We start from the raw sequence: 25650 nt of genomic DNA, 5'->3' as shown, positions 1-25650 counted from the left end.
AGGTTCCCCAGAGTGCCGCTGTCGTTCTGGCCCTTGAACCCATAGGTTCAAGGTGGGTGGCCGCAGCCGAGCCGTCAGGCTTTCCGTCGCACGGACTTGCACACGGGCCCGGCTAGCATTTGGCCCCCTGGGTACTGCGCATAGGCTCGAGGGACTGTAACGACTGGCGCACACCCCAGGGAACTCCTCCATGCTACCAGACCGGGGCCTGGCGCCAAAGTGAAGATGCCTTCGAGTGCTTGGGGAGGCAGTGTCGACCAGGCGCGCTGGTCGCGAGACACCAGCAAGGGGATGAGGTGCTGGCACGGCTCTCGCAGATGAGGCGGGGCGCGGACCACCGGGGCGGCGCGGGACGTGGTGCGGGCTCAGGTACCGAAAGCCCTGATCAGGCTTGATCAGACGTCGGAATCGCGACTCGGCGCCTTGGCGAGCGCCTGCTCCAGGCGGGTGTTCAGCTCGCTCAGACTGGCTTCGCCTGCACGCTTCTCGTCACGCAGGCCAAGCAGTTCGTGGGCCAGATTGAGTGCAGCCATGATGGCGATCTTCTCCCGATCCACCACCTTGCCCTGGGCGTGGATCCCCTGCATGGCCTGGTCCAGATAGCGGGCAGCACGCTCCAGTCCCTCCTGCTCCTCGGGGGCACAGGCGATGGTGTAGGGGCGTTCTAGCAGCGTAATGTCGGTGGTATGCCGCTTGGTGTCATTCATGGGCCTGGCTCCGGGGCGGGCCTTGGCTAACGCAGCGCCGAACGGGCAGGATGCGTTACCATCGGGGATCGATTGCGAGTCACTATAAGAGAGCCTTCAGCGGGGGGTCAACGCGACACCTCAAGACGGGAGCACCGACGGCGCTTACCGATGCCATGGGCAAGCGGCTTCTGGTCACCCCGGGGGCGCCGCGGTATTGCCACCCTGAACCTCTTCTTCAGCGGATATCATCATGTCTTTGATCAACGAACGCCAGGACTTCTCCACCATCGCCGACACCTTTTTGCTGCATGGCAGCATGCAGTCGCCGGCCTTTCTCGACGGGCGCCTGTGCGCGGCACTCGGCCTGCACGACCTCACCGCCGAGGCCTGGCTCGAGGAGGTCTGCCTGACCCTCGGGGTCGACCAGCCCAGAGACGAGCCCAGCGCCGAACGCCTGCTCGGCTGGCGCCGCCAGACCCTGGACGCCCTGGCCAGCACTGAGCTGAACTTCGAACCGCTGCTGCCTGACGAGATGTTCTCGCTGGCCGAGCGGGCCCAGGGCCTCAAGGAGTGGACCCTCGGCTTTCTCGAAGTAGTGGAGGATGCAGGCGACGCGCCCAGAAAGAAGTGGTCCGAGCCGCTCAGGGAGGCCATCGAGGATCTCGCGGGTTTGGCCGCCATCGAGACCGATATCGACGACAGCGCCGAGAACGAAAACGACCTCTTTGCCCTGACCGAACACGCCCGCATGGCGGCGATGCTGCTCTATACCGAACAGCACCCAGGCACCCCGCAGGTCGAGCAGGTCGACGAGACCCCTCCCACCACCCACTGACGTTTGCCAAAGTCCCGAACGATGCCTGCAAAGTTCGGGATTTTTCCCTCCTTTTCCCGTCGCCATAGCCTGCTATGCTGGTTGATGTGATTGATCTGGCGTCGTGCTTCAGGGCTCGGATCGCCGGCGCATCGGCCGCTGACCTGCCACTGTCGATCATGCCTTTCTCGGCGATGACACCTGTCTTATCGGTGCGTGTCCCTGGTGCCGTGGGCTCGTCTCGCCCTTTTCTGGGGCGCCGACGCTCGTCGGTGACCGGAGCGTCGTGGACTGGATGATCGTCGGATTGTCTTGAGTGTTGGCATGCCAGCGTTTCCCTGCATTTGCGTCTTGTCGAAGCCTTCGTTCAGGGAGGGATGGCGGTGGCTGGGGTACAAATCAGGGTGCTGTTTCGCCAGGGCGATTGGTGGTTTTATGGCCACTTTGCACGCTAATAAATATTTGATTACGTAAAGTTATTACAGGAATACAGTAATGCCGCAAGACACCCCCAAGAGCACTGTGGAACCAACGGCAAGCCGCCTTTCAGCGAACGCCCCTCAGGCGTCTTGCCAGGTTCAGGCGTCTTGCCAGGAAGGTGGCCATGCGGTCGAGCGGGTCGACGTGGCGATCATCGGCGGGGGGCTGGTGGGGGCGAGCCTGGGGGCGGCCCTGGCGGAATTGATCGAACATTCCGGCCTCAAGGTCGCGGTGGTCGAGGCCGCACCGATGGCACCGCTCGCACCGTCGCCGCAGGAAGCGGCGCCTTCGGCGGGAGAAGACGACGCCTGGCAGCCAAGCTTCGACGCCCGCGCCAGCGCCATTGCGGCGGGGTCCGCCGCGCACTTTTCGCGCCTCGGGGTGTGGTCGGCCATGGCCGCGAAGGCCAGCGCGATCTCGCTGATCCATGTCAGTGAGAAGGGGCGCCTTGGTGCGACGCGCCTGCGTGCCGACGAAATGGGCGTCGAGGCGCTCGGCTACGTGGTACCCAACGCCTGGATGGGGCGGGTGCTGCATCGCCGCCTGGCCGCACTGCCGCTCGACTGGCACTGTCCGGCTCGGGTGGCGCGTATCGAACCCGTGGCCGCAGGCCATCGTCTGTGGTTGTCCAGCGGCAGCGTGCTGGAGGCTGGCCTGACCGTGCTGGCCGACGGCGGTCGCTCTGGCCTCAAGGAGGCGCTGGGGATCGAGAGCGACGCGGCCCCCTACGATCAGGTGGCAATGATCGCCAATGTCGCGGTCGGGCGCCCCCACCAGGGCGTTGCCTACGAGCGCTTCACACGGCAAGGCCCGATGGCGCTGCTGCCGCTGCCGGGACAGGCCATGGAGCTGGTGTGGACCCATGAAAAGGGCAGCGAACAGCGCCGCCTGGCATTGTCGGACCGCGCCTTTCTCGAAGAGCTGCAGGCCGCCTTTGGCGATCGAGCCGGCGCCTTCGTCAAGGTCGGCCAGCGTCACGTCTACCCGCTGTCGCTGGTCACCGCGCGGGAGACGACACGGCCGGGACTGGCGGTGCTGGGCAACGCCGCCCACGCCCTGCACCCGGTGGCGGGCCAGGGCTTCAACCTCGCGCTGCGAGGGGTGATCGACCTGGTCGAGGCCATCGAGCAAGGGCTCGAGGCCGGCCAGGCGCCTGGCAGCGCGGCGACCCTGGCTGCCTTCGAGCGACGCCGCGAAGCGGACCAGCGCAATGTGGTGCGCTTCAGCGACGGCCTGATTCGGCTGTTCGGCATCGACCAGCCACTGCTGTCCCACGCCCGTGCCGCGGGACTGATTGGCCTGAACCTCGCAGGGCCGCTGAGGCGGGGCCTCGCCAGGCGGGCCATGGGCAGCGAACGATAACGGGGTAGGGGCAACCCTGGCCCGTTGGTGTCATCTGGCTCACAGGGCCTTCACATGGCGTCAGGCAGCCTTCAGGCACTGCCCCTGAAAGCCTGGCGGTCGAGCATAGGATTGCCCTTGGCGGTACACTGGGTGCGCTGCGTTGCCGCGACCCTGAGGGCGAATCCGCAAAGGCACGTGGTGCAAGCGAGTCAGTGATTGTCAGGAAGACTGGGAGAGCGAGACGCCGATGAAGGAGCAGGCAGAGGGTTCAGCCGCCAAGGCAGCGCCGACGGGAGTCGATGTGGTGATCGCCGGTATCGGCATGGTAGGTGCCGTACTGGCCGTGCTGCTGGCACGGGAAGGCTGGACGGTCGCCATGGTGGACCCGCGTCCGGGCCCGCTGGACTCGGATGACCTGCCGGGCAGTGTGCCGGCGCCCCGCGTCAGCGCCCTGACCCCGGTGTCTCGACGGTTGCTGGAAGGCCTCGGTGCCTGGCCGCGCATCGACGCCTGGCGCGCCACGCCCTACACCGCCATGCAGGTGTGGGACGCCGATGGCTCCGGCGAGGTCGGCTTCCGCGCCGATCAGGCCGGCGTACCGGTGCTTGGCCATATCGTCGAAAACGATGTGATTCTTGCGGCGCTGGAAGCCGAGCTGTCGAGGCTGCCTCAGGTGCAACGCCTGCATGGTCGCAAGGTGGTGGCGCTGGACGACGGCGCCGTTCGTCGGCGGGTGACCCTGGATGATGGCAGCGTGCTGGCCGCCCCGCTGGTGGTCGGCGCCGACGGTGCACGTTCACCGCTGCGCGAACTGGCCGGGATAGCGGTACGTGAACAGGACACCGGGCAGTGCGCGCTGGTGACCACGGTGAAGACCGAGCGGCGTCACGGCGGTGTAGCCCGTCAGGCCTTTCTGGCCACCGGCCCCCTGGCCTTCCTGCCGCTGACGGTGGCGGGAGACAGCCACTACTGCTCGATCGTCTGGTCCACCACCCCGCAGGAAGCCGAACGTCTTGCGGCACTCTCGCCGGCGGCGCTGGGCCAGGCCATGGCCGAGGCGCTGGATCATCGCTTGGGTGCGGTGGAGGTGCGGGATGAGGCCAGGAGTTTTCCGCTCAGCCAGCGCCACGCCGAGCGCTACCACCTGCCGGGGCTTGCGCTGATCGGCGACGCCGCTCACAGCATTCACCCCCTGGCCGGCCAGGGGGTGAATCTGGGCTTTCTCGATGCGGCGGTACTGGCCGAAGAGTTGCTGAACGGACGCCGTCGTGGTGTAGCACCTGGCGGCCCGAGCCTGCTGGCACGCTATGAGCGACGTCGGCGTGGCGATAACGCCATGATGCTGGTGCTGATGGAAGGCTTTCGGCGTCTGTTCGGCAGCCGCCACCCGGGCCTGACGCTGGCGCGCAACCTGGGGCTTTCCGGCGTCGACCGGTTATCTCCGATCAAGCGCCTGATCATGCAGCAGGCCACCGGCTCACGTGGGCGCCTGCCGCTTAGCTGTCGCTAGGGGGCAGGCAGAGTGCAGGCCGGGGCCTAGTCGCCCGGCCTAGCGCGTGTCGCGCTGACTGATCACGTTCAGCGCCTTCAGCAGATTCAGTGCCTCGCCCAGCTGGTAGTCGCCGTCCAGCCGATCGCTGCGGCTGCTGCCGGCGCGATCTCCACCATCGCCAAGATGTCCTTCCAGGTCAGACTCGCGAATGCGCAGGTTGCTGGTATCGGCGACCTCGAGCCGGCCGCGCACGACCTCGACGTCGGGCTCGATACCCTGGGCCTGGATCGAGCGACCGTTAGGGGTGTAGTAGAGCGCGGTGGTCAGCTTGAGCCCTTCACCATTGCCCAGCGGCATGATCTGCTGCACCGAGCCCTTGCCGAAGCTTTCGGTGCCCATCACCACGCCACGGCGCTGGTCCTGCAGGGCGCCGGCGACGATCTCGGCGGCGGAGGCGCTGCCGCCGTTGATCAGCACCACCAGCGGCACGTCCGGCGCCGCGGTGCGCTGGGTCGCCGAAAAGCGCATGTCGCTATCGGACAGGCGCCCCTCGGTGTAGACGATCAGGCCACGGTCGAGGAAGGCGTCGGCCACGTCCACCGCCGACTGCAGTACGCCGCCGGGGTTGTTGCGCAGGTCCAGCACGATGCCTGACAGAGCCCCCTGGTCGCGCAATTCGGTCAGGGCATCCTCGACCTGCTCGCCGGTGCGGGCCTGAAACTGACTGATGCGCAGATAGCCGTAGCCGGGCTCGAGGATGTCGCTCCTTACGCTGTCGGTGCGGATGATTTCCCGGGCCAGGGTGACCTCACGTGGAGCACCATCGCCGGCGCCGACCACGGTCAGGCGAATCTCGGTGCCTGGCTCGCCACGCATCATGTCCACCGCTTCCTGCAGGGTTAGCCGATCGGTGGGGGTCTCGTCGATGCGCAGGATGGCGTCCTGAGCCTGAAGTCCCGCGCGCTCGGCCGGGGTGTCGTCGATCGGCGAGATCACCGTGAGCTGGCCGTCGTCGAGCCCGACCTCGATGCCGATCCCGCCAAACTCGCCTTCGGTGGTCTCCCGCAGGTTGCGATAGGCCTCGGCGTCGAGGTAGCTGGAGTGGGGGTCTAGCTCCGAGAGCATGCCGCGCATGGCGTTCTTGAGCAGGGTCGCATCATCGACCTCTTCCACGTAGCCGCGCTTGATCCGCTCGAACACCTCGGAGAAGGCCTGGATCTCGCTGATCGGCAGATCATCGTCGGTCGCCTGGGCGCTGGCCAGCGAAGGCCAGGCCAGGGACGCGGCGAGGCACCACGCAAGGCAAGTCCCGGTCAGTGTCTTGAGGCGCGAGGGACGGTGGGCGGCTCGGGGTTCGGTCATGCGGTCTCCGCTCGACGTAGGGGCAAGGTTCAAGCATAGCCTTAGGCCGGATGGTTGAAAATGGCGTGTGCTCAGCGCCGCGCGATCCAGCCACCAGGATCGATGGGGTCACCGCCACGGCGTACCTCGAAATACAGCCCCGGAGCGTCGCGGCCTCCGCTGACGCCGACGCGGCCCAGTGTCTGGCCACGCTCCACACGGCTGCCGACCTCCGTCTCGAAGCGTTGCAGGTGGGCGTAGAGGGTCATCACCTGGTCGCCGTGGTCGACGATCAGCAGATTGCCGAAGCCGCGCATCCAGTCGGCGAACACTACCCGGCCGGGGTGAACCGCTTCGACCGAAGTCCCGGATGGCGCCTGAATCAGGATGCCGTTGCGGTGGACGCCGCGGGATTCGCGAAAGCGCGACAGCATCATGCCCTGCACCGGCCACGGCAGGTCGCCTCGGGTGCGCTCGATGGCGGTGGACGGCGGCGGGCGCTCGAGCCGTGCCATGGTTTCCTGCACTTCGCGCAGCACCCGCTCGGCGTGGGCCCGGTCCTGGTCCAGCGAGGCCAGCTTCGAGGCCTCGGTGTCGTAGCGTTGGTCGAGCTGCGCCACCAGCGCCTGGCGCTCGCGGCTCTGCCTGGCCAGGGCCTGGCTACGGGCCGCCACATCGGCCTCCAGGGAAGCCAGCTCCTCGCTGCGGTGTTCGAGCTCGCGGCGGTTGTCATCCAGACGCTGGTCCAGTTCAGCGAGCAGATCGAGGCGCTCGTTGCGGGCGTCGGCAAGATGGTTGAGATAGGCCTGCAGGCGGTCCAGTCGTGCAGGGTCGTCCTGATTCAGCAGCAGCTTCAACTGTGGTGTCAGGCCCATGCGATAGAGCGCATCGAGTTGACGACCCAGGGCTGCCCGCTGCTCCCGGCGTTCGGCTTCCATCAGTTCTCGGCGATGCGCAAGCTCGGCCATCTCCTGATCGAGCCGGCGGCGTTCGGCCTGCAGCGTATCCAGGCGCTGGTGGGTCTCGGCCAGTGCCGTTTCCACCTCGCGCAGGGCCTCGCTGGCCTGGTCGCGGGCGCTATCGGTGCTGGCCAGGCGCTGACTGGCCTCTTGAATACGCTCGCCGATGGCGTCGAGCCTTTGCCTGGCCTGCTGCTCGCTGGGACTGGCCTGAGCGAGCGGCAGGCCGGCCTGTGTCACAGGAGTGAGCGGCAGGCCACCCAGCCACAGGACCGCTGCGCCCAGGGCGACAGCCGCGCGGACAAACCCACAACGCCGCCCCGGGCGGGGCGGCGTCGTACGTGGTGGTGGGCAGCTGCCGGGCTGGCGCCTCGATGGCGCGACTGGGGCTGCGGTGCGCAGAGGTCTCACGACAGCTCGATCAGTACCTCGCCGGTCATCTCCTCCGGCACCGACTCGCCCATCATGGTCAGCAGGGTCGGCGCCAGGTCGCACAGGCGACCGCCGTCCTTTAGCCGGGCCTCGCGGCTGCCCACGTACACCAGCGGCACCGGGAAGGTGGTATGCGCAGTCTGGGGGTTGCCGGTCTCGGGGTGCACCATCTGCTCGGCGTTGCCGTGATCTGCGGTGATCAGGCAGGCACCGCCGGCGCGCTCGATCGCTTCGACCACCCGACCCACGCACTTGTCTACCGCCTCGATGGCTGCCTTGGCGGCGTTGAAGTCACCGGTATGGCCGACCATGTCGCCGTTGGCGTAGTTGCAGATGATCAGGTCGAAGCTGCCGCCGTCGATGGCGTCGACCAGGGTGTCGGTGAGCTCGAAGGCGCTCATCTCGGGCTTCTCGTCGTAGGTCTTGACGTCCTGGGGTGAAGGAATCAGCTCGCGCTCCTCGCCCTCGAATTCCTTCTCGCGGCCGCCGGAGAAGAAGAAGGTGACGTGGGCGTACTTCTCGGTCTCGGCGATGCGCAGCTGGGTCTTGCCGCGCTTCTCCATGACCTCGCCCAGGGTGTTGTTCAGGTCGGCAGGCGGGAAGGCCGAGGGCGCGGGAATATCCGCGGCGTACTGGGTCAGCATGACCAGGCCGTCGGCGGCCAGCGTCGGCTGTACTTGACGGTTGAAGCCGTCGAAGTCCTCGAGCACGAAGGCACGGGTCAGCTCGCGGGCGCGGTCGGCGCGGAAATTCAGGAACAGCACGGCATCGCCGTCTTCGGCAGCGACCGGCTTGCCGTTCGGGCGCACGCTGGTGGCGGCGACGAATTCGTCGGTCTCGCCACGCTCATAAGCGGCGTCGAGGCCGGCTTCGGCGCTTTCGGCCTGGTGCTCGCCATGGCCCTCGGTGATCAGGCGATAGGCCTTCTCGACGCGGTCCCAGCGGTTGTCGCGGTCCATGGCGAAGTAGCGGCCGATGATCGAGGCGACGAAGCCATTGTCCTGACCCACCAGCTCGGCAAGCTTGGCGTTGGCGCGCTCGATGGAGGCTCTGGCGCTCTTGGGCGCGGTGTCGCGGCCGTCGAGGAAACCGTGCAGGTAGATGCGCTTGGCGCCACGCCGTGCGGCCATCTCGGCCACCGCCAGCAGGTGATCCTCGTGGCTGTGAACGCCACCGGGGGACAGCAGGCCGAGCAGGTGGACCGCCTTGTCCGCCTTCACCGCCGCGTCGATGGGCGCGGTCAGCACGGCATTGTCGTCGATCTCGCCGTCTTCGATGGCCTTGGTGATGCGGGTGAAGTCCTGGTAGACGATGCGCCCGGCGCCGAGGTTCATGTGACCGACCTCGGAGTTGCCCATCTGACCGTCCGGCAGGCCCACGTGGCGGCCATCGGTGTGGATCAGGGTGTGCGGGCGTTGCTGCCACAGGCGGTCCATGTTGGGGGTGTCGGCGGCGGCGACGGCGTTGGACGCGGCGTCTTCATTGTGTCCATAGCCGTCGAGGATGATCAGCGCCACCGGGCGCGGTGCGGTCGCAGTATCCGTCATGAGGAATTGCCTCTAGCTCAAGATGACCTCGCCCGGCATCCTTTTGTTGGCGCTCGACGCCTGGCGTCGTCGCCGGATGTCCTGGGGTGTCGTGGGTAAACGCTGGTGCCTGGCGGTTCGGGAAGCGCGCCCGACAATAGAATCGGCGCGTCTTCGTGAGTCTCGTGGCTTGCGGTTTCAGGCTCGCGACACGATCCTCCTTGCGGCATCATATCGCACGCTGGCAGCGGTCGTCATTGACCCGACGAGGCAGTGCCCGGAGGCAGGCGGCATCGCCCCCGAGTCGTGTATACTGGCCGCCCTGCGGCGGGTAGCGGTGATCGAGCGCGGGCAACGTACCTGCGTCTCGCGTCGTCCGGTCTGTAGACTGGACTCGCAACACCGGCCTTGAGGCACAGGTCTTGTGACATAGATCTTGTAACAAAGGCCCTGGACGCCGATTTCGCCACCCAGGCCACCACCATTTTTGCATCCGACGAGAGTTAGCCGACCCCATGATCGATCAGCTGTTCGAATTTGTGCAGAATCACCCGTTGCTGGTGGCTGCCTTCCTTGCCGTGCTGACGGCCTGGCTGCTGTATGAGCTGCGCAACGCCAACGCCGGTGGCGTCACCACCAGCGAAGCGACCCAGATGGTCAACCGTGAAGACGCGGTGATTCTGGACGTTCGCGACAAGAACGACTTCAAGGCGGGACACATCGCCGGCGCTCGCAACATTCCCCAGAGCAGCCTCGATTCCCGCATCAACGAGCTCGACAAGGTCAAGGCTTCGCCCATTGTGGTGGTGTGCAAGCACGGCCAGAGCTCCGGCGCCGTGGCGGCCAAGCTCAAGAAGGCCGGCTTCGAGCGCGTGTTCAAGCTCAAGGGTGGCATGACCCAGTGGCAGACCGATAACCTGCCCATCGTCAAGAAGTGACCGTCCGCACGATTTCTGATTACCCGATTCAAGGATCTTTCTCATGGCAGACGACAACAACCAGAACGCTGGCGCCCAGGCCGCCGGTCAGCAGGATCAGGAAAAGCCGCAGGTGCAGTTCTCGCTGCAGCGCATCTACGTCAAGGACATCTCCTTCGAGGCGCCGAACTCACCTGGCGTCTTCGGTCAGCCGTTCAAGCCCAAGGTCGGCCTCGACCTGGACACCCGCAGCACCAAGGTCGCCGACGGCCTTTTCGAGGTGGTGATCAAGGTCACCGCCCAGGTCACCCACAGCGAGAGCGGCACCACCTGCTTCCTGGCCGAGATCGAACAGGCCGGCCTGTTCCGCATCACCGGCATCGAAGGTGACCAGCTCGACCACACCCTGGGTGCCTTCTGCCCCAACGTGCTGTTCCCGTACGCCCGCGAGTGTGTCGACAGCCTGGTCAATCGTGGCGGCTTCCCGCCGCTGATGCTGGCACCGGTCAACTTCGAGGCGCTCTACGCCCAGAAGAAGCGCCGCGAGGCCGAGCAGGGCGATGCTCAGGGCACTGCCCAGGGCGAGCAGGCGCCGACCGCCCACTGATGAGCGACGCCGCCTTCCAGGGCCCCCGCATCCACGTCGCCGCCGCGCTTGTCGCCGGCGGCGACGTCGTTCTGCCCGAAGGAGCCGCGCGACATGTGGGGCGCGTGCTGCGGCTCAAGCCCGGTGATCCCCTGGTGCTGTTCGACGGTCAGGGTCGCGAAGCCCGCGCCGACATCGCCGAGTCCGATCGCAAGAAAGTAAGCGTTCACATACTCGAGGTGCGCGATGGTAAGGGCGAATCGCCCTTGTCCGTCCATCTCGGGCAGGCGATCTCCAAGGGCGATCGCATGGACTACGCCATCCAGAAGGCGGTGGAGCTCGGCGTCGCCGCGATTACGCCGTTGTACACCGAGCACGGCGATGTGCGCCTCAAGGGCGAGCGTGAGGCAAAGAAGCTGGCCCACTGGCAGGCGGTGGCGGTGAGCGCCTGCGAGCAGTGCGGCCGCGCCACGGTGCCCGAGGTCAAGGCCCCGCAGTCGCTGAGCGAGTGGCTGGGCCAGCGTGACGAGGCGCTCAGGCTGGTGCTCCACCCGGGTACGCCAGGCGTGCTCGAGCGCGCCGAGCATGTCGCCAGCGCCTGCGTGCTGATCGGCCCCGAGGGTGGCCTGTCCCCACGCGAGGTCGAGGCGGCGACGGCACAAGGGTTTGCGGCGCTGACCCTGGGACCACGGGTCCTGCGTACCGAAACCGCCCCGGTGGTCGCGCTGACGCTTCTGCAATCACGCTTCGGGGATGTGTAAGTGCTTACTATTGGCGCTCAGCGTCGTCCCGGCTGACCCGATCCGGCATCCTGATCCGCGTGTTGAAAAAGGCCCGGCTCCTGTTTCGAGGAGTCGGGCCTTTTTTGCGCTAGTGGCAGAGATCCGTTCAGCCATCTCGTTTCAGTCTTGTTTGTCCATGCTGGGTTCTCGCCTCTCTCGCCCCTCTCGCCCCTCTCGCTGCTTTTGCCCCTTTCGCCCCTTGTCGCCCAGGCCCCCGCGCTGACTGTTTGGCAAGCGCGATGCGCATCAGGCGCTGAAAGGTGGGGCATTCAAGGTGGCGAGGTGCGGTGCAGGTCATGGCATGGCGCAGGCCATCGCGGATCGCGCTCAATTGCTTGATGCGCCGGTCCAGGGCGTCCGCCTTGGCACCCAGTCTTTCGCGGTCGATGTCGGGTTTGCCTTCCTGGCCAAGCATGTCGCCTATCTCGGCCAGCGAGAACCCGGCTGCCTGTCCCAGGGCTATCAGCGACAGGCGTGACAGCACGTCCGGCGCAAAGACCCGCCGCAGCCCACTACGTCCGATCGAACGGATCAGCCCGATCTCTTCGTAATAGCGCAGTTTCGACGCGGCGACGCCGCTTTGCCGGGAGACCTCGGAGATGTCGAGCATAGCGCTTGACCTCAAGTTGACTTGAGGTCGTAAGCTACTTCGGCTTTGCCTGAATCTGCAAGAGAGCGCGCGACGTTGCCGTCTCTTGATCCTCAGGATGCGTTTCTCTTCGATCGGCTCGGCAGCGGGCTCTCTTTGCTGAAGGAGTAGTGCAGTGGCAGAACTTCTGGTTGATGCCCTTTGGCTTGGCGTGGGGGCGACCGCCTTCATGGATGTCGTCGCGCTGGTGCAGCGCCGGGTACTCGGCATTCCCTCCCTGGACTACGCCCTGGTGGGGCGCTGGCTGGGTCACCTGGCGGGAGGCACTGTCGTCCATCGCCCCATCTCGGGAAGCGCGCCGATACGCGCAGAGGCGGCGCTGGGGTGGGCGTTTCACTATCTGACGGGCGTGGTGTTCGCCCTGGTGTTTCTGGTACTTGTCGGATCGGATTGGCAGCAACGACCGGCGCTCGTGCCCGCGCTGGTGTTCGGTGTGGTGACGGTGCTCGCTCCTTTTCTGGTACTGCAACCGGGGCTGGGCGCAGGCATCGCCGCGCGCAGGACGCCTCGGCCAAACATCGCCAGGCTTCGCAGCCTGACGGCGCACGCAAGCTTCGGTATCGGCCTGTGGGTATCCGGGCTTGGGGGCATGCTCGCCTTCTAGGGCTTGTCTGAAAAGTGCCTGCGCTCGGTAATACGGCGTTAAAAATCGGCTGGTGCGCCAGCCCGGTCAAAATGCTCATTTACACCCCGTAAACTGCGCTTTCTCACCGATTTTTGCCTTGTCTAACCTTCGCTCGTCGACTTTTCGGACAGCGCCTAGGGCGCGTACGACGAGCGCCTGAGCTCTGCAATACCGGCGTGTAAATTCGTGCTAGTGAGCGCTTACATGCTGGCTGGGCGTGGTTGTCCAGCCTTTCCCCCGCAGGACGCCAATAGCCTCTCGTAAATAGCCCGGCTCATGTGAGCCGGGCTTATGTGAGCCGGGCTATCCAGGATGCCGGGACGAGGGACAATGCCCTGGTTCATTCGTCCCTGGCGCAGCATTGCGGTCAGCCTTGATGGCTCAAACGTCCAGGGTTCCTTTCAATGACGAATCCTCGATGGCGCTGCGAAGCTCTGCGACCACTTCGCCGGGAAGCGGGATGCCCTGATCGAGAAACTCGGTGCGACGCCTGAGCCCCGATTGGCCTGGCAGCCGCACAGGACGTTCGGGGTCAACGGGCTTGGCTTGCAGACAGGCTTCGACCAGGTGGTCGGTTTCGTCGAGGAAGTCGCTGCTCCCTGCAAATAGTGCCGGATCGATCACCATGACGGTCACCGAGGCCCCCCACCCACTTGGATCGTCCTTGCGTCCGAAGCCACCAAGGGCCGAGGTCAGTGCCTCGACCATCAATCCCATGGCAAAGCCCTTGTGGCCAAACTCGCGCCCACCAAGCGGGAGAATGCTGCCCTGAGGATCCGTGAAGTAGTCTTCAGGGTTGTCGCTGACGACCCCCTGGTTGCTGAGAATGACCGGATGATCGAGCCTTGAGCCCTCGGCCCTGGCCTTGGCCACGCTGCCGTTGGTGACGGTGGACATGCTGACGTCCAGCATGATCGGCTGGATTCGGCTCGGGATTCCCATGGCGATCGGGTTGGGTGTGTAGACCGGATCGAGCCCCCCATACGGCGCCACCGACTTTACCGCCGGGTCAGACGTCATGATGATCGGCATCAGCCCCTGGTCGACGAAGGGCTTCAGATAGGAGGCCAGGCAGGCAATGTGGTGGGATCGCTTGATGCTGACGATACCGATCCCCGACGTCCTGGCCGCATCAGCACTTTGCTCAAGCGCCTTCTGGACCAGGTAAGGGCCGAGGATATAGTGTCCGTCGTAGGCCGCCGCCACAGGGCTGATCTGGCGGGATTCGAGCAGCGACGCATCACCACGTGCATGGCCGGACTTCAAGTCCTTGAGGTAGCCGTTGGCCAGTTTTACCCCATGGGTATGGTGTCCCAGCAGGTCCCCCTCGATGAGGATGCTGCTGGTCGTCCGACTGACTTCTTCGGATGCGCCGGCTTCTCTGAAAAGTGTCACCAGGACATCTTCCAACCACGGTGTCGTATAGCGTCTCATGATAATTCCTGTGCCTTGTTGGAGTTGGCGTGCTTGAACTTCTTGTAGGCCATGGTCAGCAACGGCGATAGCCACAGCAGAATGACGAGGGCGCCCAGCCCTGCGCTGATCGGGCGTGAAAAGAAGGCCAGCAGGTCGCCATTGCTCTTGAGCATGGAGCTCATGAAGTTGTTTTCCAGGGTAGTGCCCAACACCAGCCCCAGGATGGCGGGCGCCATCGGGAAATCGCACCTCGCCAGGATCGATGCCACCGCGCCGATAATAAGCATGATCCAGACATCGGTAATTGAATTGTTGATCGAAAATGCGCCAACGATGCAGAAGCAAAGGATAATCGGCATAAGTACCTTCCTTGGCGTCAGGATAAATACTTTTGCCGACCGTATTGCGGCGTATCCAATGGGCAGCATCACCAGGTTAGCCAGGAAAAAGACGACAAAAAGTGCATAGATCAACCCACTGCCATCCATGAAGATGGTGGGGCCGGGGTTCATGCCCTTCATGTACAGCACCCCGATGACGATGGCCGTGATAGAGTCTCCCGGGATGCCGAACACCAAAGCCGGCACCCAGGCGCCGCTGATGCCAGAGTTGTTGGCGGAGCTGGCATCGACAATCCCTTCAATATGGCCCGTCCCGTATGCCTCCTTTTGCTTTGAGCGACCTTTGCCCACGGCGTAGGAAATCCAGGCGGCTATGTCGGCACCGGCGCCAGGGAGCGCCCCGATCAGGGTACCGATCGATCCTCCGCGAAACATGTTGGGCCAGTAGGCCTTCAGGTGTCCTGGAACTTGGCTGAAGACGCTATCCTTGGAGAGCGACGGCATTGCTCTACCATCGCCACGTGAACCATAGAAGAGCATCAACTCGTTGAGCGCGAACATGCCGATCATGACCGGTATGAAGTTGATCCCGGCCATGAGGTCCGGGATGCCGAAGGTAAAACGAGGAGCACCACTCATCATGTCCAGCCCGACAGTGGACAAGAGAAGGCCGATCATCAATGACAGGAAGGCCTTTACCCTGGAGCCGATAGCGATAAAGATCGAGCAGCTCAAACCCAGCAAGGCCAGCCAGAAATACTCAAATGAACTGAACTGAAGAGCGACCTCCGCCAGTGACGGAGAAACGAAGACAAGAATAATGGTGCCGAAGATTCCACCAAATACCGAGCAAACCAGGTTGACGCCAAGGGTTTCCCGGGCCCGTCCGGACCGCGCCAGAAGGTGGGAGTCACCTACATAGGCAGCGGAGGATGGTGTGCCAGGAATGTTCAGATAGGTCGCAGGAATGTCGCCGGAGAATATCGCCATGGCAGATGTGGTCACGATCGCCGCGATAGCCGGAACCGGATCCATGTAAAAGGTGATCGGGACCAGCAAGGCCACCGCCATGGTAGCCGTAAGACCTGGTACAGCACCGACGAAAACACCAAAGACGGAGGCGGCTAGAATGACGAGCAATGTCTCGACATTGAAGACTAGCTGTAACCCTAGAAGAATGGTATCCATGACTTATCCCCAGAATCTCATCAACCCTTCGGGAAGGGGAATCATTAGGTAGGTGGAGAAAATAAAATATATGGTTAGCGATGCGAGTATGGATACAGCCAGGGATAGAAGAAGTGAAGCCTTACGGGAAAGCATAAGAACGAAAATACCAATGGCGAGGCTAACCGCTGCGCCCAGGAATTCACTGGTGAGGATATAGAAGATAATCATCACGCAGGGAAGAAGTGACGCCAGGAGCGACCGGATAGGAAGCGGCCGGTTATTGCCCGGAGTGTTACTGGCATACTGGGTCTTTAAAATGGGGACCTGCTTTACCGATAGGAACAAACCACCTATAAGAAACCCTCCCCCAATGAGGGAGGGAAACAGAGATGGCCCAAATTGCAGGCTAGCCATCGTCGGGTACTGTTGGGCTACATAGATGACGATGCAGCCCGACAGCATGAAGGCTAGCCCCAAGATGAAATCTCTCATCTAGCAATCCTTACTTGCCCAGACCGACGTTCTCGATGATCTCACCGTAGACCGCGTCCATCTCGACCATCAGCTGGCCGAACTCTTCCGCGTTACGCCACTCGGTGCCGAACCCCTGCTGGGACATGAAGTCCTGATAGGTATCGCTGTTGTAAGCTGCTTCCAGTGCGGTCTCCAGCGTAGCGACGACCTCGGGATCCATTCCCTTTGGCCCAGCAATGCCGCGCCATTCGCCGACAAGATAGTCGCTGCCGATCGCCTCCTGGATAGTCGGAACGTCAGGGAAGCTCTCGATGCGCTCCGGTCCCATCACGCCCAGGCTCTTGGCACGTCCCGCTTCGATCATCGAACGTGCTTCAGGAACAGAGCTCGGAACGATCTCCAGGCCGCCAGCGGCAAGTTCGGTCATGGCCGGTGCGGCGCCCTGACTGGGAATCCAGGTGACGCGGTCAGCTTCCATACCCTGATCCATCAGGAAACCGGCGAAGGCCAGGTGCCAGACGCCCCCCAGACCGGTACCGGATGCCTGGAAGGTTCCCTTGGGTTCTTCCCGGATGGCTGCTACCAGGTCTTCCAGAGACTCATAGGGAGCATCTGCGCGGACCTGAATCCCCGGGTAGTCGAAGTTGATCTGCCCGATCGGGGTGTAGTCTTCGTAAGTCAGGTTGGTCAGCCCCTGCCAGTGCATCATGTTGAGCTCGCCAGTCACCAGGCCCAGCGTGTAGCCATCGGGGCGAGCCGTGGCCATGGCGCTATGACCGACGACGCCGCTGCCGCCTGTGCGGTTGACGACGTTGACCGTCTGGCCAAGCTCTTCTTCGAGTGCGGTGGCAATGGTCCGCGCGGTGGCGTCTGTGCCTCCACCGGCCGCCCAGGGGACGATGATGGTGATGGGCTTTTCCGGATAGGCAGCAAAGGCAGAACTGGAGGCTGCGAGCAACAGCGTTGCGGTGACGGTCTTGACGGTTTTTGTGTTGATTATGGCTTTCATTGGCATGCCTGGATCGTCTAATTATGGATTGTAGGGAGTAACGAATCTAGCACGCTGTGTTCATTGCGTACAATGAACGTTTTTTAGACTTTAGTTTAGTTCCCGGCCGAAAAATGGCTCTTTTGTGAGCCACGGATTCACGCGGAAGAAAAGGCGATAAGCGCTCGGGTCGGCCAAGCAAAAGATTCCCGTGGCGAGGCCGCAGAGAGGCAGAAAAGACTATAAAACCATTCAATAACAGATGGTTGCTAGCCGTCTCAATTGGCGGTGGACCATTGCTCTACCCTGGCCGACAGACACAATGGTGGACTCTTGTTGGCCACCAGCGGCTCAGATCGCCAGAAAGATGACGGCTATAAGGGAGGGTAGGCAAGAGTCATCGCCGTCTAGAAATTGGCTTTGTTAATGCAAATCCGGAATAAAAAGACGCCCCGATGCATGGCGAACCTGGTTGGAGAAGCATGGTGGTAGCAAGTCTACAAGGAGGTCCCCCAGGTGCGCGAGAGCCAGGCGCCGGTTGGGGCAGGGCACCTGGCATTGGTAGACTCTGCTTGTCGAAGACAATTCGTCGTCGTCCAAGCCCCGATAGCAATGACTTCTCTATCCGCCGGGGCTGCGAAGATATTCCGGGATATCGACTTCCGGGTTATCGCGAAACTGCTCCAAACGATGCTGTACCTTGGACTCTGACGCCGTGAGATGCCTGAACAGGGAATGGCGAGCCTGAGTCGGCTTCCGCGAAAGCATCAAACTGAAAACTTCGCGATGCTCGTCAAAGAAGGGATCGCTCTGAGGAAAGTCGATCTTACTCCCGAGAAGGTGCTTGCTTATCAAGAGTATGGGGCGGGTACGTTGAAGCATGGTAACGATTTCATCGTTACCCCCCGCTATCATGGCATGTTGATGCAGGTCGTTTTCCAGTTCGTCGAGAAGCTCTCCCCGGATGTTCGGGTATTGGTTTTCTGCGCTATCGAGCCGGTCAATGTAGCGTTTGATATCGGCACTGGGCAGTTTTTCGGTGGCTTGGGCGATCATGAAGGGCTCAAGCTGTTGTCGAGCCTCGTATAGCTGATGCAGTCTGTCATCATCCAGTGGTACCACTGTCCAGCTACTGTACTTGTTGTTTTCAACAACACCCAGGGACTGAAGGTGAAGGAGAATCTTTTGAGTCGTGGTTCGGCTAACATCGAGAAACTTTGCCAGTTTTAGTTCGTTTAGCTCCATACGACCTAGCATGGAGCAGAGAACGATATCGCGTTCGATTTCTTCGGCAAACTTTCGCCAGGAGTCGGTCCGGCGGACCGCCATCTTTCCGCTGGATTGTGCGAAGTCCTTCTCGGTGAGTTGGCGTCTGATAACGTCAGAAGGCTGACTCCCCACCAGGTAGCCCCTGCCATCAAAGCGGCTGATCTTTCCTTCGTTGTGAAGCCGTTCCAGCGTCTGACGCACAGGGGAACGACTAATCTTGAAAAGCTCGGAAATATTGCTTTCCAGCAGAACAAGCCCCGTTTCGAGGCTACCGCTTTCCATGCTCTCGGTTAATATGTGGTAGAGCTGATCCTTTAGCGTACCCATCTCGACTCTCCAATACCGTGTCGCAACAATTCTTTTTAGCTTTTGTTGTGGTGGTTTTCCGGCCTTGCGCTTGAAGCTTGCCATGATGAGATGGCGATAGTGTCAATGGAGGGGTCTACCCTTCAAGAAACCGTATTCGCTTGGCTCAGATCATTGTTCGTCGGCTTGCCTACCGCTAGCGCCAAAGGGCCTGAAGCCGAGCGCTGTAAGACTGATCGCCTGGCATCGGGCCTCGCAGGGGCGGTCTTTTCGTCGTCGGACAGACTGTCCTCGACCCATTTGGCCTTGGCCCCCCGGGGCCCGCAATACCCTGGCCGGCTAGCCCAAAGGACTGCATCGGCGAGACGTGCATCCCCTGCCTGCTGCGTACCGCCGTCACGCGCAGGGGGCACTCGCGGCAAGCTTTCGTTGCGCTGGTGTCCGTGACCCATGGCCGCTGCAGTCAAGGCGGCGGCCTAGGTCACGGCGCCGACCATCCACGGGACGAACTCATTGTTGCCATACCCCAGGGTTTCGCTAGCGCTGGATTCGCCCGATGCGACCGCGATGATCCGCTCGAAGATCATCTCGCCGACCTCTTCGACACTCGCCATGCCGTCAGCGATAACGCCACAGTTGATATCCATGTCTTCGGACATGCGTTCATACATGGCGGTATTTGTCGCGAGTTTGATGGACGGTGCTGGCTTGTAGCCTGATACCGAACCTCGCCCCGTCGTGAAGCACACCATATTGGAACCGGATGCGATCTGCCCTGTCACCGATACCGGGTCGTAGCCGGGGCTGTCCATGAAATTGAACCCCGGCTGCGTGCGCGGCTGGGCATACTCAAGTACGTCGTTGAGACTGGTCGATCCGCCCTTGGCGACGGCACCCAGCGATTTTTCCAGGATCGTCGACAGACCTCCGGCCTTGTTTCCCGGAGACGGGTTGTTATTCAGCTCGGCGCCATTGATCTCTGTGTAGTGCTTCCACCAGGCGATGCGATCCAGGAGCTTGCTTGCCACGTCCTTGCTGATGGCTCGATCCAGGAGAAGATGCTCGGCGCCATAGATTTCGGGAGTTTCGCTGAGGATCACGCTCCCACCATGCTTGACGATGAGGTCCGCAGCGTGCCCGAGGGCTGGGTTCGCGGTGATGCCCGAGTAGCCGTCTGAACCGCCGCACTGAAGCGCTACGGTAAGGTTGCTGAGAGGACTGGGTTGGCGCTCGGCTCTTGGATGGCTACGGGCCATATCGAGGATCTTCTCGCGCGCCAGTTCGATGCTTGCCCTGGTGCCGCCAACATCCTGGATGTTGAAGTAGTAGAGACGAGATGTATCGGTCAATCCCGATTTTTCCACTAATTGCTTGACCTGATTGGTCTCGCAGCCGAGACCAATGATCAATACGAAGGCGAAGTTCGGGTGTCTTGCATAGCCTGCGATGACGCGCTCCAGAAAGGCGAAGCCTTCTGTTTCGGTATTCATGGCACAGCCGGAGCCATGGGTTACCGGAACGACTCCGTCATAGCCCAGGGCTTCGACCTCTCCGGATGCATTGAGCTGTTCTGCGGCCATTTTTGCGACCGTTGCCGAGCAGTTCACCGTGGAGAGGATGCCAATATAGTTTCTTGTTCCTGTCTGGCCGTCCGAGCGTAGATAACCATTGAAATGCCGCTCGCTCTCGTCGGCGTTGGTCATCGCTGCCGGCGAAAATCCTTCCAGAGAAGTGGTCCGCTCGAGCATCGAAACGTTGTGCGTATGCACATGCTCGCCCTGAGCAATGTCACTGCTGGCGTTGCCGATGACCTGGCCATATTTGGTGATGCTGTCGCCAGCAGCGATTGCCTTCAAGGCAACCTTGTGGCCCGCGTCAATATTCTGCAAGGACAGGTTCGAATCGTCGTCAATCGGCATACCTTTCGGCAGGGCACGAGTGGCGACCCCGACATTGTCCTGGGGATGCAAACGAATGACAGCAGGCGTGTTGTTAATTAGCTGCATGGACGGCCTCTGGAAGAGAAATCACAAACTGGCGGAAAGCCTATCAGCTTTGGCAATCGTGGCGATTAGACTATAGTCTCACAAAATGGTCATTGCGCGCAATGAGCATTTGCTTTAGCTTTGGCCCCGCATGCTGCCCGGTCGCCCTCACCAGGGCCGATAAAAAACAGCGACAACAGGTGACTCGATGAAACAAGCAAAAGCATTATTGACCGCTGCAACCTTTACGCTTTCAACAGGCGCCATGGTGTTTGCCGCTGGTACCGCTCACGCAGCGACCACGCTGCGACTTGGCCACACTTTCAATCCTGGTGAAGCTAGCTATGAATTGCTGGGTGAGCTGGGCGAACGGGTAGAAGAAAGGACCGATGGCGAGCTCAAGATTCAGGTCTTCCCGAGTGAGCAGCTAGGTTCCGAGGTACAGCTGCTCCAGCAGTCCAAGAACGGCTCCATCGACATTGTCGTGCCAGGGTACTCCGGTGCCAGTACGCTTCTCCCCGCCATGGAGATTTCAAACGCGCCTTTCATCTTCCAGAGCTGGGATGAAGCAAGACATATCCTCGAGGGGGAGGCCTATCAGCCGATCTTTGACGAGCTGAAGGAGCAGCATAACCTGGTACCTCTGGCAAAGACCTGGTACTGGGGCTGGCGCAACCTCACCTTCAACGGTGATGAGGTGCATAGCGTCGAGGATATGAAGGGCCTCAAGGTGCGCGTGCCCGAGTCGCCGGCGTGGGTAGAAATGGTAAAAGCCTTCGACGCCTCACCCACCCCGATTCCGTTCAGCGAGGTCTACCTGGCGCTCCAGCAGGGGACTGTCGATGGACAGGAGAATCCGATTCCCACCATCTATTCCCGCAAGTTCTATGAAGTTCAGGATCAACTGGTCATGAGCAGGCATATGCTGCAGAGCCAGGTTGTCCTGATGAACTCGCAGAAGTTCGAGTCACTGTCGGAAAGCCATCAGGAAATTCTCCAAGAGGTCGTTCAAGAGCTTGCCCAGGAGAACTACGAGCTGCAGACCGAGCGTGAAGGTTCCATGCTCGAAGAGCTTCGTGCGGGTGGCAACATCAACGTCATCGAAGATATCGACCGTGCCTCCTTCGAGGAAGCCGCAGTGCAAGCCAGGGAAAACCTGGTCGATCGCTGGGGTGAAGAAGACTATCGTCGCGTCATGACCGCGATTGAAAACTATCGCAACTAACTACTGCTACCTCCCGCCTTGCCTCGCCGAGTTGACGCGCAGGGCAAGGCGGCGATTGGTCAATGGTGATACATGACTAGTTTTCTCGTAAAAGTGAACAGCGGTCTGCTTGCGACCGAGAAGGTGTCCATCGGCGTGATCCTCGGTGTGATGGCACTGCTTCTCACACTGGGGGTGGCATTTCGATACATTCTTGGTGCTCCCTTTGTATGGAGCGAAAGTGTGTCGAAACTATTGATTGTCTGGCTGACATTTGTCGGAACCAGTGTGGCTTTTGCTGAAAAGCAGCATATCACCGTAGATTCAGTGGTAGCTGCGATGCCGAGAAGCATAAGAAGTGTGGTACATACCCTGGTGCTCGTCCTTTCTATCGTGATTCTTGGCGCCATGGCGTTCCTCGGATACGAGTACTGTCAGACGGTTGCCAGCAGTACCTCTCCTATTCTGGGTATCTCGCTTGCCTGGTTCGCCTATGCGATGCCGATATTCTTTGTGTTCAGTGTTTTTCATTTAATGGTGAACGCTGTGGTCGAATGCTCTTTCAATGCATTCGAAACCGACATGGAAAATGTATAGGTGTGAAATGCTGATTATTATACTCGCTATACTTTTTTCCCTGATCCTCCTTGGTATGCCGATCGCCCTGGCGATGCTCGGCGCCTCTGTCGTATCCATTATTTCTCTGGATATTCCGCTGAATGTTCTGGCTCAGCGGGTTTCTTCCGGGGTCGAATCCTTTCCACTGTTGGCAATACCGCTGTTCATGCTCGCCGGCGGCATCATGAACAAGAGTGGCATCAGCGAACGGCTTTTTGATTTTACACGGTCGCTGGTAGGCCACTTGAGAGGCGGGCTCGCCCACGTCAACGTTCTTTCCAGCGTCTTGATGGCGGGCATTTCCGGGTCTTCTCTTGCCGACTGTGCAGCCACCACGCGGGTCATGGTCCCGCAGATGGAGCGAAACGGCTACGATCGGGGGTTCTCGGTTGCGCTGACCGCCTCTTCTGCCACGCTGTCGCCGATCATTCCGCCTTCGATCCTGATGGTGGTGTACGGCTGGCAGGCCAATATCTCCATCGGCGATCTTTTCATTGCGGGCATCTTGCCAGGCCTTCTGATCGCCCTGCTGCTGACCCTTCTTATCACCGGTATCAGCGTCGTCAAGCAATACCCGAAGGATGAAGGCTTCCAACGTTCTCGCGTGGCCAGCTACTTCAAGAAGTCGGTATGGGCGCTACTGATGCCCGTGCTGATCATCGTCGGCTTTCGGATGGGGATCTTTACGGTTACCGAAGTTGCCGCTGTCGCTGTCGCGTATTCCTTCTTCGTCGGAAAGTTTGTCTACAAGACATTAAGCTGGAAGGATATGGGCGGGCTTCTTGTTTCAACATCTCGTGAAGCTGCTTCCATCCTGATTATTATCGCTGCCTCGGCCCCCTTGGCCTGGTCGCTGAGCATTCTGCAAGCGCCGCAGGAGGTGGTTACATGGATTACAGGGCTGACTGACGATCCGTTGATGGTGCTGTTGCTGCTTAACCTTGCATTGCTGGTTATCGGCATGTTCATGGAAACCATCGCCGTGATCATCGTCCTCGTTCCGATCTTGATTCCGCTGCTGAACGCTCTGGATATCAGTCTCGTCCATTTCGGCGTCATCATGCTCTTCAATCTCTTGATCGGGCAGATCACTCCGCCTCTCGGGGTGCTGATGTTCGTGAGCTGTAATATCGCCAGGCTGAACACCTTGCAATTCCTGAGGTCCTCGCTTCCCTTCTTCCTGGTGCTGCTGCTTGCGCTGCTGGTTATTACTTATATTCCTGGCTTGTCCCTTGCGTTTATTAATTAACAAGGTAGATATTCATGCATATTGTACAAGTGGTAAACGATAGTAATGAGGGCGTTGCGGCTATCGTCAACGGCGATGAGCTTGAACTGCTGGCACAGCCTCTCTACACCATTGCGCTTCATGCGGCGAACCAGGAGCGTAAGCTGGACGCTGTGCTGTCCGAATTTCGCACGGATGCCACCCTGTCCTACGACAAGGCCATCAGCGAGGGCCGTCTTCGCGCACCGATCACCCACCCCGAGCCTGCCAACCTGCTGTTGACCGGGACCGGTCTGACCCATCTTGGCAGCGCGGCTCCGCGTAGCCAGATGCATGAAGGCGAGAACGTCGAGGCGAAGACGGCACAGCCCACCGATACTCAGCGCATGTTTGACCTGGGTGTCGCCGGAGGGAAGCCCGCAGCAGGCGAGGTCGGTGCGCAGCCTGAATGGTTCTACAAGGGCACGGGTCATACGCTACGCGCCCCTTTTGCCGAGATCACGATGCCGGACTTCGCCCTGGATGGTGGGGAAGAAGCCGAGCTTGCCGGGATTTACATCGTCAATGACCAAGGCCGAATCTTCAGAGTCGGCTTCTCCCTGGCAAACGAGTTTTCCGATCATGTAACGGAAAAACAGAACTACCTGTATCTGGCGCATTCAAAACTGCGCGATTGCAGCATCGGTCCCGAGATTTTCGTTGGCGAACTCCCCGAGGAGATCAAGGGAAATGTGTCATTGCATCGGGGTGGCGAACAGCTTTGGCATCGCCCCTTCATGAGCGGTGAAAAGCACATGTGTCATTCGGTGAGTAACCTTGAATACCACCACTTCAAGTATGCAACCTTTTGTCAGCCGAACCAGTTGCATGTTCACTTCTTTGGCGCCGCGGTACTGAGCTTCGGTGATGATATTGCCCTTGAAGATGGTGATGAAATGCGTATCGAGTGTGATATCACCACGCGCCCGTTGAGCAATGTGCTGAAGCGCGTGTCAGCTTCAAAGCCGGTAATCGATTCGCTTTAAGGCAAATTTTCAAGGAGTTTTTATGTATTCATTGGAAGGAAAGCAGCTGATCGGCAGCCAGGCCATCGAGGCCAAGGGCGAGCCCATCCACGCCGTCAATCCGGCCACCGGCGAGACCCTCGAGCCTGGCTACAAGGCAGGTTCCAAGGCTGAGGTCGAGCGCGCCTGCGAACTGGCCTGGGCGGCCTTCGATAGCTACCGCGAAACCGGCCTCGAGGCCCGTGCGACCTTTCTTGAGACCATTGCCGAGGAGATCGAGGCGCTCGGTGATGCCCTGATCGAGCGCGCCATGCAGGAGTCCGGCCTGCCCCAGGCACGTCTTGAGGGCGAGCGCGGCCGTACCTGCGGCCAGCTACGTCTGTTCGCCTCGGTGGTGCGCGCCGGCGAATGGCTCGACGTGCGGCACGATCCGGCCCTGCCGGACCGTGAACCGATGCCGCGGGTCGACCTGCGCCAGCGCCATATTGCGCTGGGTCCGGTGGCGGTATTCGGCGCCTCCAACTTCCCACTGGCGTTCTCGGTGGCCGGCGGCGACACCGCATCCGCCCTGGCTGCCGGCTGCCCGGTGGTGGTCAAGGCCCACTCGGCCCACCCCGGCACCTCCGAGCTGGTCGGCCGCGCGCTGCAGAAGGCGGTGGCCCGCTGTGAACTGCCGGAAGGTGTGTTCTCGCTGCTGTTCGGCTCCGGTCGCGAGGTCGGCCAGGGGCTGGTCAGCGACGCGCGGATCAAGGCGGTGGGCTTCACCGGCTCGCGCAGCGGTGGCACCGCCCTGATGAAGACCGCCCAGGCGCGTCCCGAGCCGATCCCGGTGTACGCCGAGATGAGCTCGATCAATCCGGTGTTCCTGCTGCCCGAGGCGCTCAAGGCCCGTGGCAAGGAGCTGGGCGAGGCCTTCGTCGGCTCGCTGACCATGGGGGCCGGCCAGTTCTGCACCAACCCGGGGCTGGTGATCGCGGTCAAGGGCGAGGCGCTCGACGGCTTCGTCGAGGC

General features: G+C 61.6%; 23 protein-coding genes and 1 other RNA gene. 12 read left to right on the top strand and 12 right to left on the bottom strand.

Features of this window, described 5'->3' with window-relative positions; genetic code table 11:
- Both ssrS and NH448_RS18270 read right to left on the bottom strand, forming a co-directional pair.
- A non-coding RNA gene (gene ssrS, locus NH448_RS18275) (6S RNA) lies at positions 1-185 on the bottom strand.
- A gap of 210 nt (positions 186-395) precedes the next feature.
- The gene (locus tag NH448_RS18270; RefSeq protein ID WP_045990982.1) at positions 396-707 is read right to left on the bottom strand and encodes a cell division protein ZapA; all 312 of its coding nucleotides are present in this window, start codon (positions 705-707) and stop codon (positions 396-398) included.
- A gap of 232 nt (positions 708-939) precedes the next feature.
- On the opposite strand from NH448_RS18270, the gene NH448_RS18265 reads away from it, so the two are divergent.
- The 3 genes from NH448_RS18265 (at position 940) to NH448_RS18255 (ending at position 4837) form a co-directional block, all read left to right on the top strand.
- Positions 940-1524: a YecA family protein gene (locus NH448_RS18265; protein WP_045990983.1), complete on the top strand. Its 585-nt coding sequence runs from the start codon at positions 940-942 to the stop codon at positions 1522-1524.
- Positions 1525-1998: 474 nt separating this feature from the next.
- Positions 1999-3345, top strand: coding sequence for a 2-octaprenyl-6-methoxyphenyl hydroxylase (gene ubiH / locus NH448_RS18260; protein WP_253029207.1), 1347 nt, complete (start codon positions 1999-2001; stop codon positions 3343-3345).
- A 229-nt stretch (positions 3346-3574) separates the two neighbouring features.
- Entirely contained in the window at positions 3575-4837 is a 1263-nt protein-coding gene (locus NH448_RS18255; RefSeq protein ID WP_253029206.1) for a UbiH/UbiF/VisC/COQ6 family ubiquinone biosynthesis hydroxylase, read from the top strand.
- 39 nt (positions 4838-4876) lie between these two features.
- Here the strand turns inward: NH448_RS18255 and NH448_RS18250 are convergent, their stop codons facing one another.
- From NH448_RS18250 to gpmI, 3 genes are all read right to left on the bottom strand, one after another.
- Entirely contained in the window at positions 4877-6181 is a 1305-nt protein-coding gene (locus NH448_RS18250) for a S41 family peptidase (protein WP_213227499.1), read from the bottom strand.
- Positions 6182-6252: 71 nt separating this feature from the next.
- Positions 6253-7359 (bottom strand): peptidoglycan DD-metalloendopeptidase family protein, encoded by a 1107-nt coding sequence (locus tag NH448_RS18245; protein ID WP_045990986.1) that lies wholly within the window; start codon positions 7357-7359, stop codon positions 6253-6255.
- A 167-nt stretch (positions 7360-7526) separates the two neighbouring features.
- Positions 7527-9098: a 2,3-bisphosphoglycerate-independent phosphoglycerate mutase gene (gene gpmI / locus NH448_RS18240; RefSeq protein ID WP_045990987.1), complete on the bottom strand. Its 1572-nt coding sequence runs from the start codon at positions 9096-9098 to the stop codon at positions 7527-7529.
- 494 nt (positions 9099-9592) lie between these two features.
- On the opposite strand from gpmI, the gene NH448_RS18235 reads away from it, so the two are divergent.
- The 3 genes from NH448_RS18235 to NH448_RS18225 are packed head-to-tail and all read left to right on the top strand — an operon-like array spanning position 9593 to position 11341.
- A complete protein-coding gene (locus NH448_RS18235) occupies positions 9593-10015 on the top strand; it encodes a rhodanese-like domain-containing protein (protein ID WP_045990988.1) in 423 nt (140 codons plus the stop codon).
- Positions 10016-10058: 43 nt separating this feature from the next.
- Positions 10059-10601, top strand: coding sequence for a protein-export chaperone SecB (secB, locus tag NH448_RS18230; protein ID WP_045990989.1), 543 nt, complete (start codon positions 10059-10061; stop codon positions 10599-10601).
- Positions 10601-11341 carry a 16S rRNA (uracil(1498)-N(3))-methyltransferase gene (locus NH448_RS18225; RefSeq protein WP_045990990.1) on the top strand — a complete coding sequence of 247 codons (741 nt, stop codon included), beginning with the start codon at positions 10601-10603 and terminating at the stop codon, positions 11339-11341. The genes secB and NH448_RS18225 overlap by 1 nt, the downstream gene beginning before the upstream one ends.
- A 127-nt stretch (positions 11342-11468) precedes the next feature.
- On the opposite strand, the gene NH448_RS18220 is transcribed toward NH448_RS18225, so the two are convergent.
- The gene (locus NH448_RS18220) at positions 11469-11972 is read right to left on the bottom strand and encodes a helix-turn-helix domain-containing protein (protein WP_071211073.1); all 504 of its coding nucleotides are present in this window, start codon (positions 11970-11972) and stop codon (positions 11469-11471) included.
- Positions 11973-12126: 154 nt separating this feature from the next.
- Between NH448_RS18220 and NH448_RS18215 the strand changes: the two genes are divergently transcribed.
- Complete coding sequence (locus NH448_RS18215; protein WP_239452491.1) at positions 12127-12615, top strand: DUF2938 domain-containing protein; 489 nt, start codon at positions 12127-12129, stop codon at positions 12613-12615.
- A gap of 402 nt (positions 12616-13017) precedes the next feature.
- Here the strand turns inward: NH448_RS18215 and NH448_RS18210 are convergent, their stop codons facing one another.
- From NH448_RS18210 to NH448_RS18185, 6 genes are all read right to left on the bottom strand, one after another.
- Positions 13018-14070 (bottom strand): Ldh family oxidoreductase, encoded by a 1053-nt coding sequence (locus NH448_RS18210; RefSeq protein WP_253029205.1) that lies wholly within the window; start codon positions 14068-14070, stop codon positions 13018-13020.
- Positions 14067-15581 carry a tripartite tricarboxylate transporter permease gene (locus NH448_RS18205; RefSeq protein WP_045995208.1) on the bottom strand — a complete coding sequence of 505 codons (1515 nt, stop codon included), beginning with the start codon at positions 15579-15581 and terminating at the stop codon, positions 14067-14069. The genes NH448_RS18210 and NH448_RS18205 overlap by 4 nt, the downstream gene beginning before the upstream one ends.
- Positions 15582-15584: 3 nt before the next feature.
- Positions 15585-16055, bottom strand: coding sequence for a tripartite tricarboxylate transporter TctB family protein (locus NH448_RS18200; protein ID WP_045995209.1), 471 nt, complete (start codon positions 16053-16055; stop codon positions 15585-15587).
- A 10-nt stretch (positions 16056-16065) separates the two neighbouring features.
- Positions 16066-17046, bottom strand: coding sequence for a tripartite tricarboxylate transporter substrate binding protein (locus tag NH448_RS18195; RefSeq protein ID WP_045995210.1), 981 nt, complete (start codon positions 17044-17046; stop codon positions 16066-16068).
- A 600-nt stretch (positions 17047-17646) separates the two neighbouring features.
- A complete protein-coding gene (locus NH448_RS18190) occupies positions 17647-18705 on the bottom strand; it encodes a GntR family transcriptional regulator (RefSeq protein WP_239452634.1) in 1059 nt (352 codons plus the stop codon).
- 371 nt (positions 18706-19076) lie between these two features.
- Positions 19077-20606, bottom strand: coding sequence for an altronate dehydratase family protein (locus NH448_RS18185; protein ID WP_045995212.1), 1530 nt, complete (start codon positions 20604-20606; stop codon positions 19077-19079).
- Between the two features lie 187 nt (positions 20607-20793).
- Between NH448_RS18185 and NH448_RS18180 the strand changes: the two genes are divergently transcribed.
- The 5 genes from NH448_RS18180 to NH448_RS18160 all read left to right on the top strand — a co-directional run.
- Positions 20794-21810: a TRAP transporter substrate-binding protein gene (locus NH448_RS18180; RefSeq protein ID WP_083970693.1), complete on the top strand. Its 1017-nt coding sequence runs from the start codon at positions 20794-20796 to the stop codon at positions 21808-21810.
- A 72-nt stretch (positions 21811-21882) separates the two neighbouring features.
- Positions 21883-22386 carry a TRAP transporter small permease gene (locus tag NH448_RS18175; protein WP_045995214.1) on the top strand — a complete coding sequence of 168 codons (504 nt, stop codon included), beginning with the start codon at positions 21883-21885 and terminating at the stop codon, positions 22384-22386.
- A gap of 7 nt (positions 22387-22393) precedes the next feature.
- Positions 22394-23656: a TRAP transporter large permease gene (locus NH448_RS18170; RefSeq protein WP_052704569.1), complete on the top strand. Its 1263-nt coding sequence runs from the start codon at positions 22394-22396 to the stop codon at positions 23654-23656.
- A gap of 14 nt (positions 23657-23670) precedes the next feature.
- Entirely contained in the window at positions 23671-24660 is a 990-nt protein-coding gene (gene araD1 / locus NH448_RS18165; protein WP_045995215.1) for an AraD1 family protein, read from the top strand.
- A gap of 22 nt (positions 24661-24682) precedes the next feature.
- Positions 24683-25650: aldehyde dehydrogenase family protein (locus tag NH448_RS18160; RefSeq protein ID WP_253029204.1), on the top strand; the 968-nt coding region annotated here is incomplete at its 3' end.

The sequence above is a fragment of the Halomonas sp. OfavH-34-E genome (genome assembly GCF_024124525.1).
GTDB lineage: Bacteria > Pseudomonadota > Gammaproteobacteria > Pseudomonadales > Halomonadaceae > Halomonas > Halomonas litopenaei.
The sequence above is the reverse complement of the archived record's forward strand: the minus strand, read 5'-3'. Positions and strand labels throughout refer to the sequence as shown.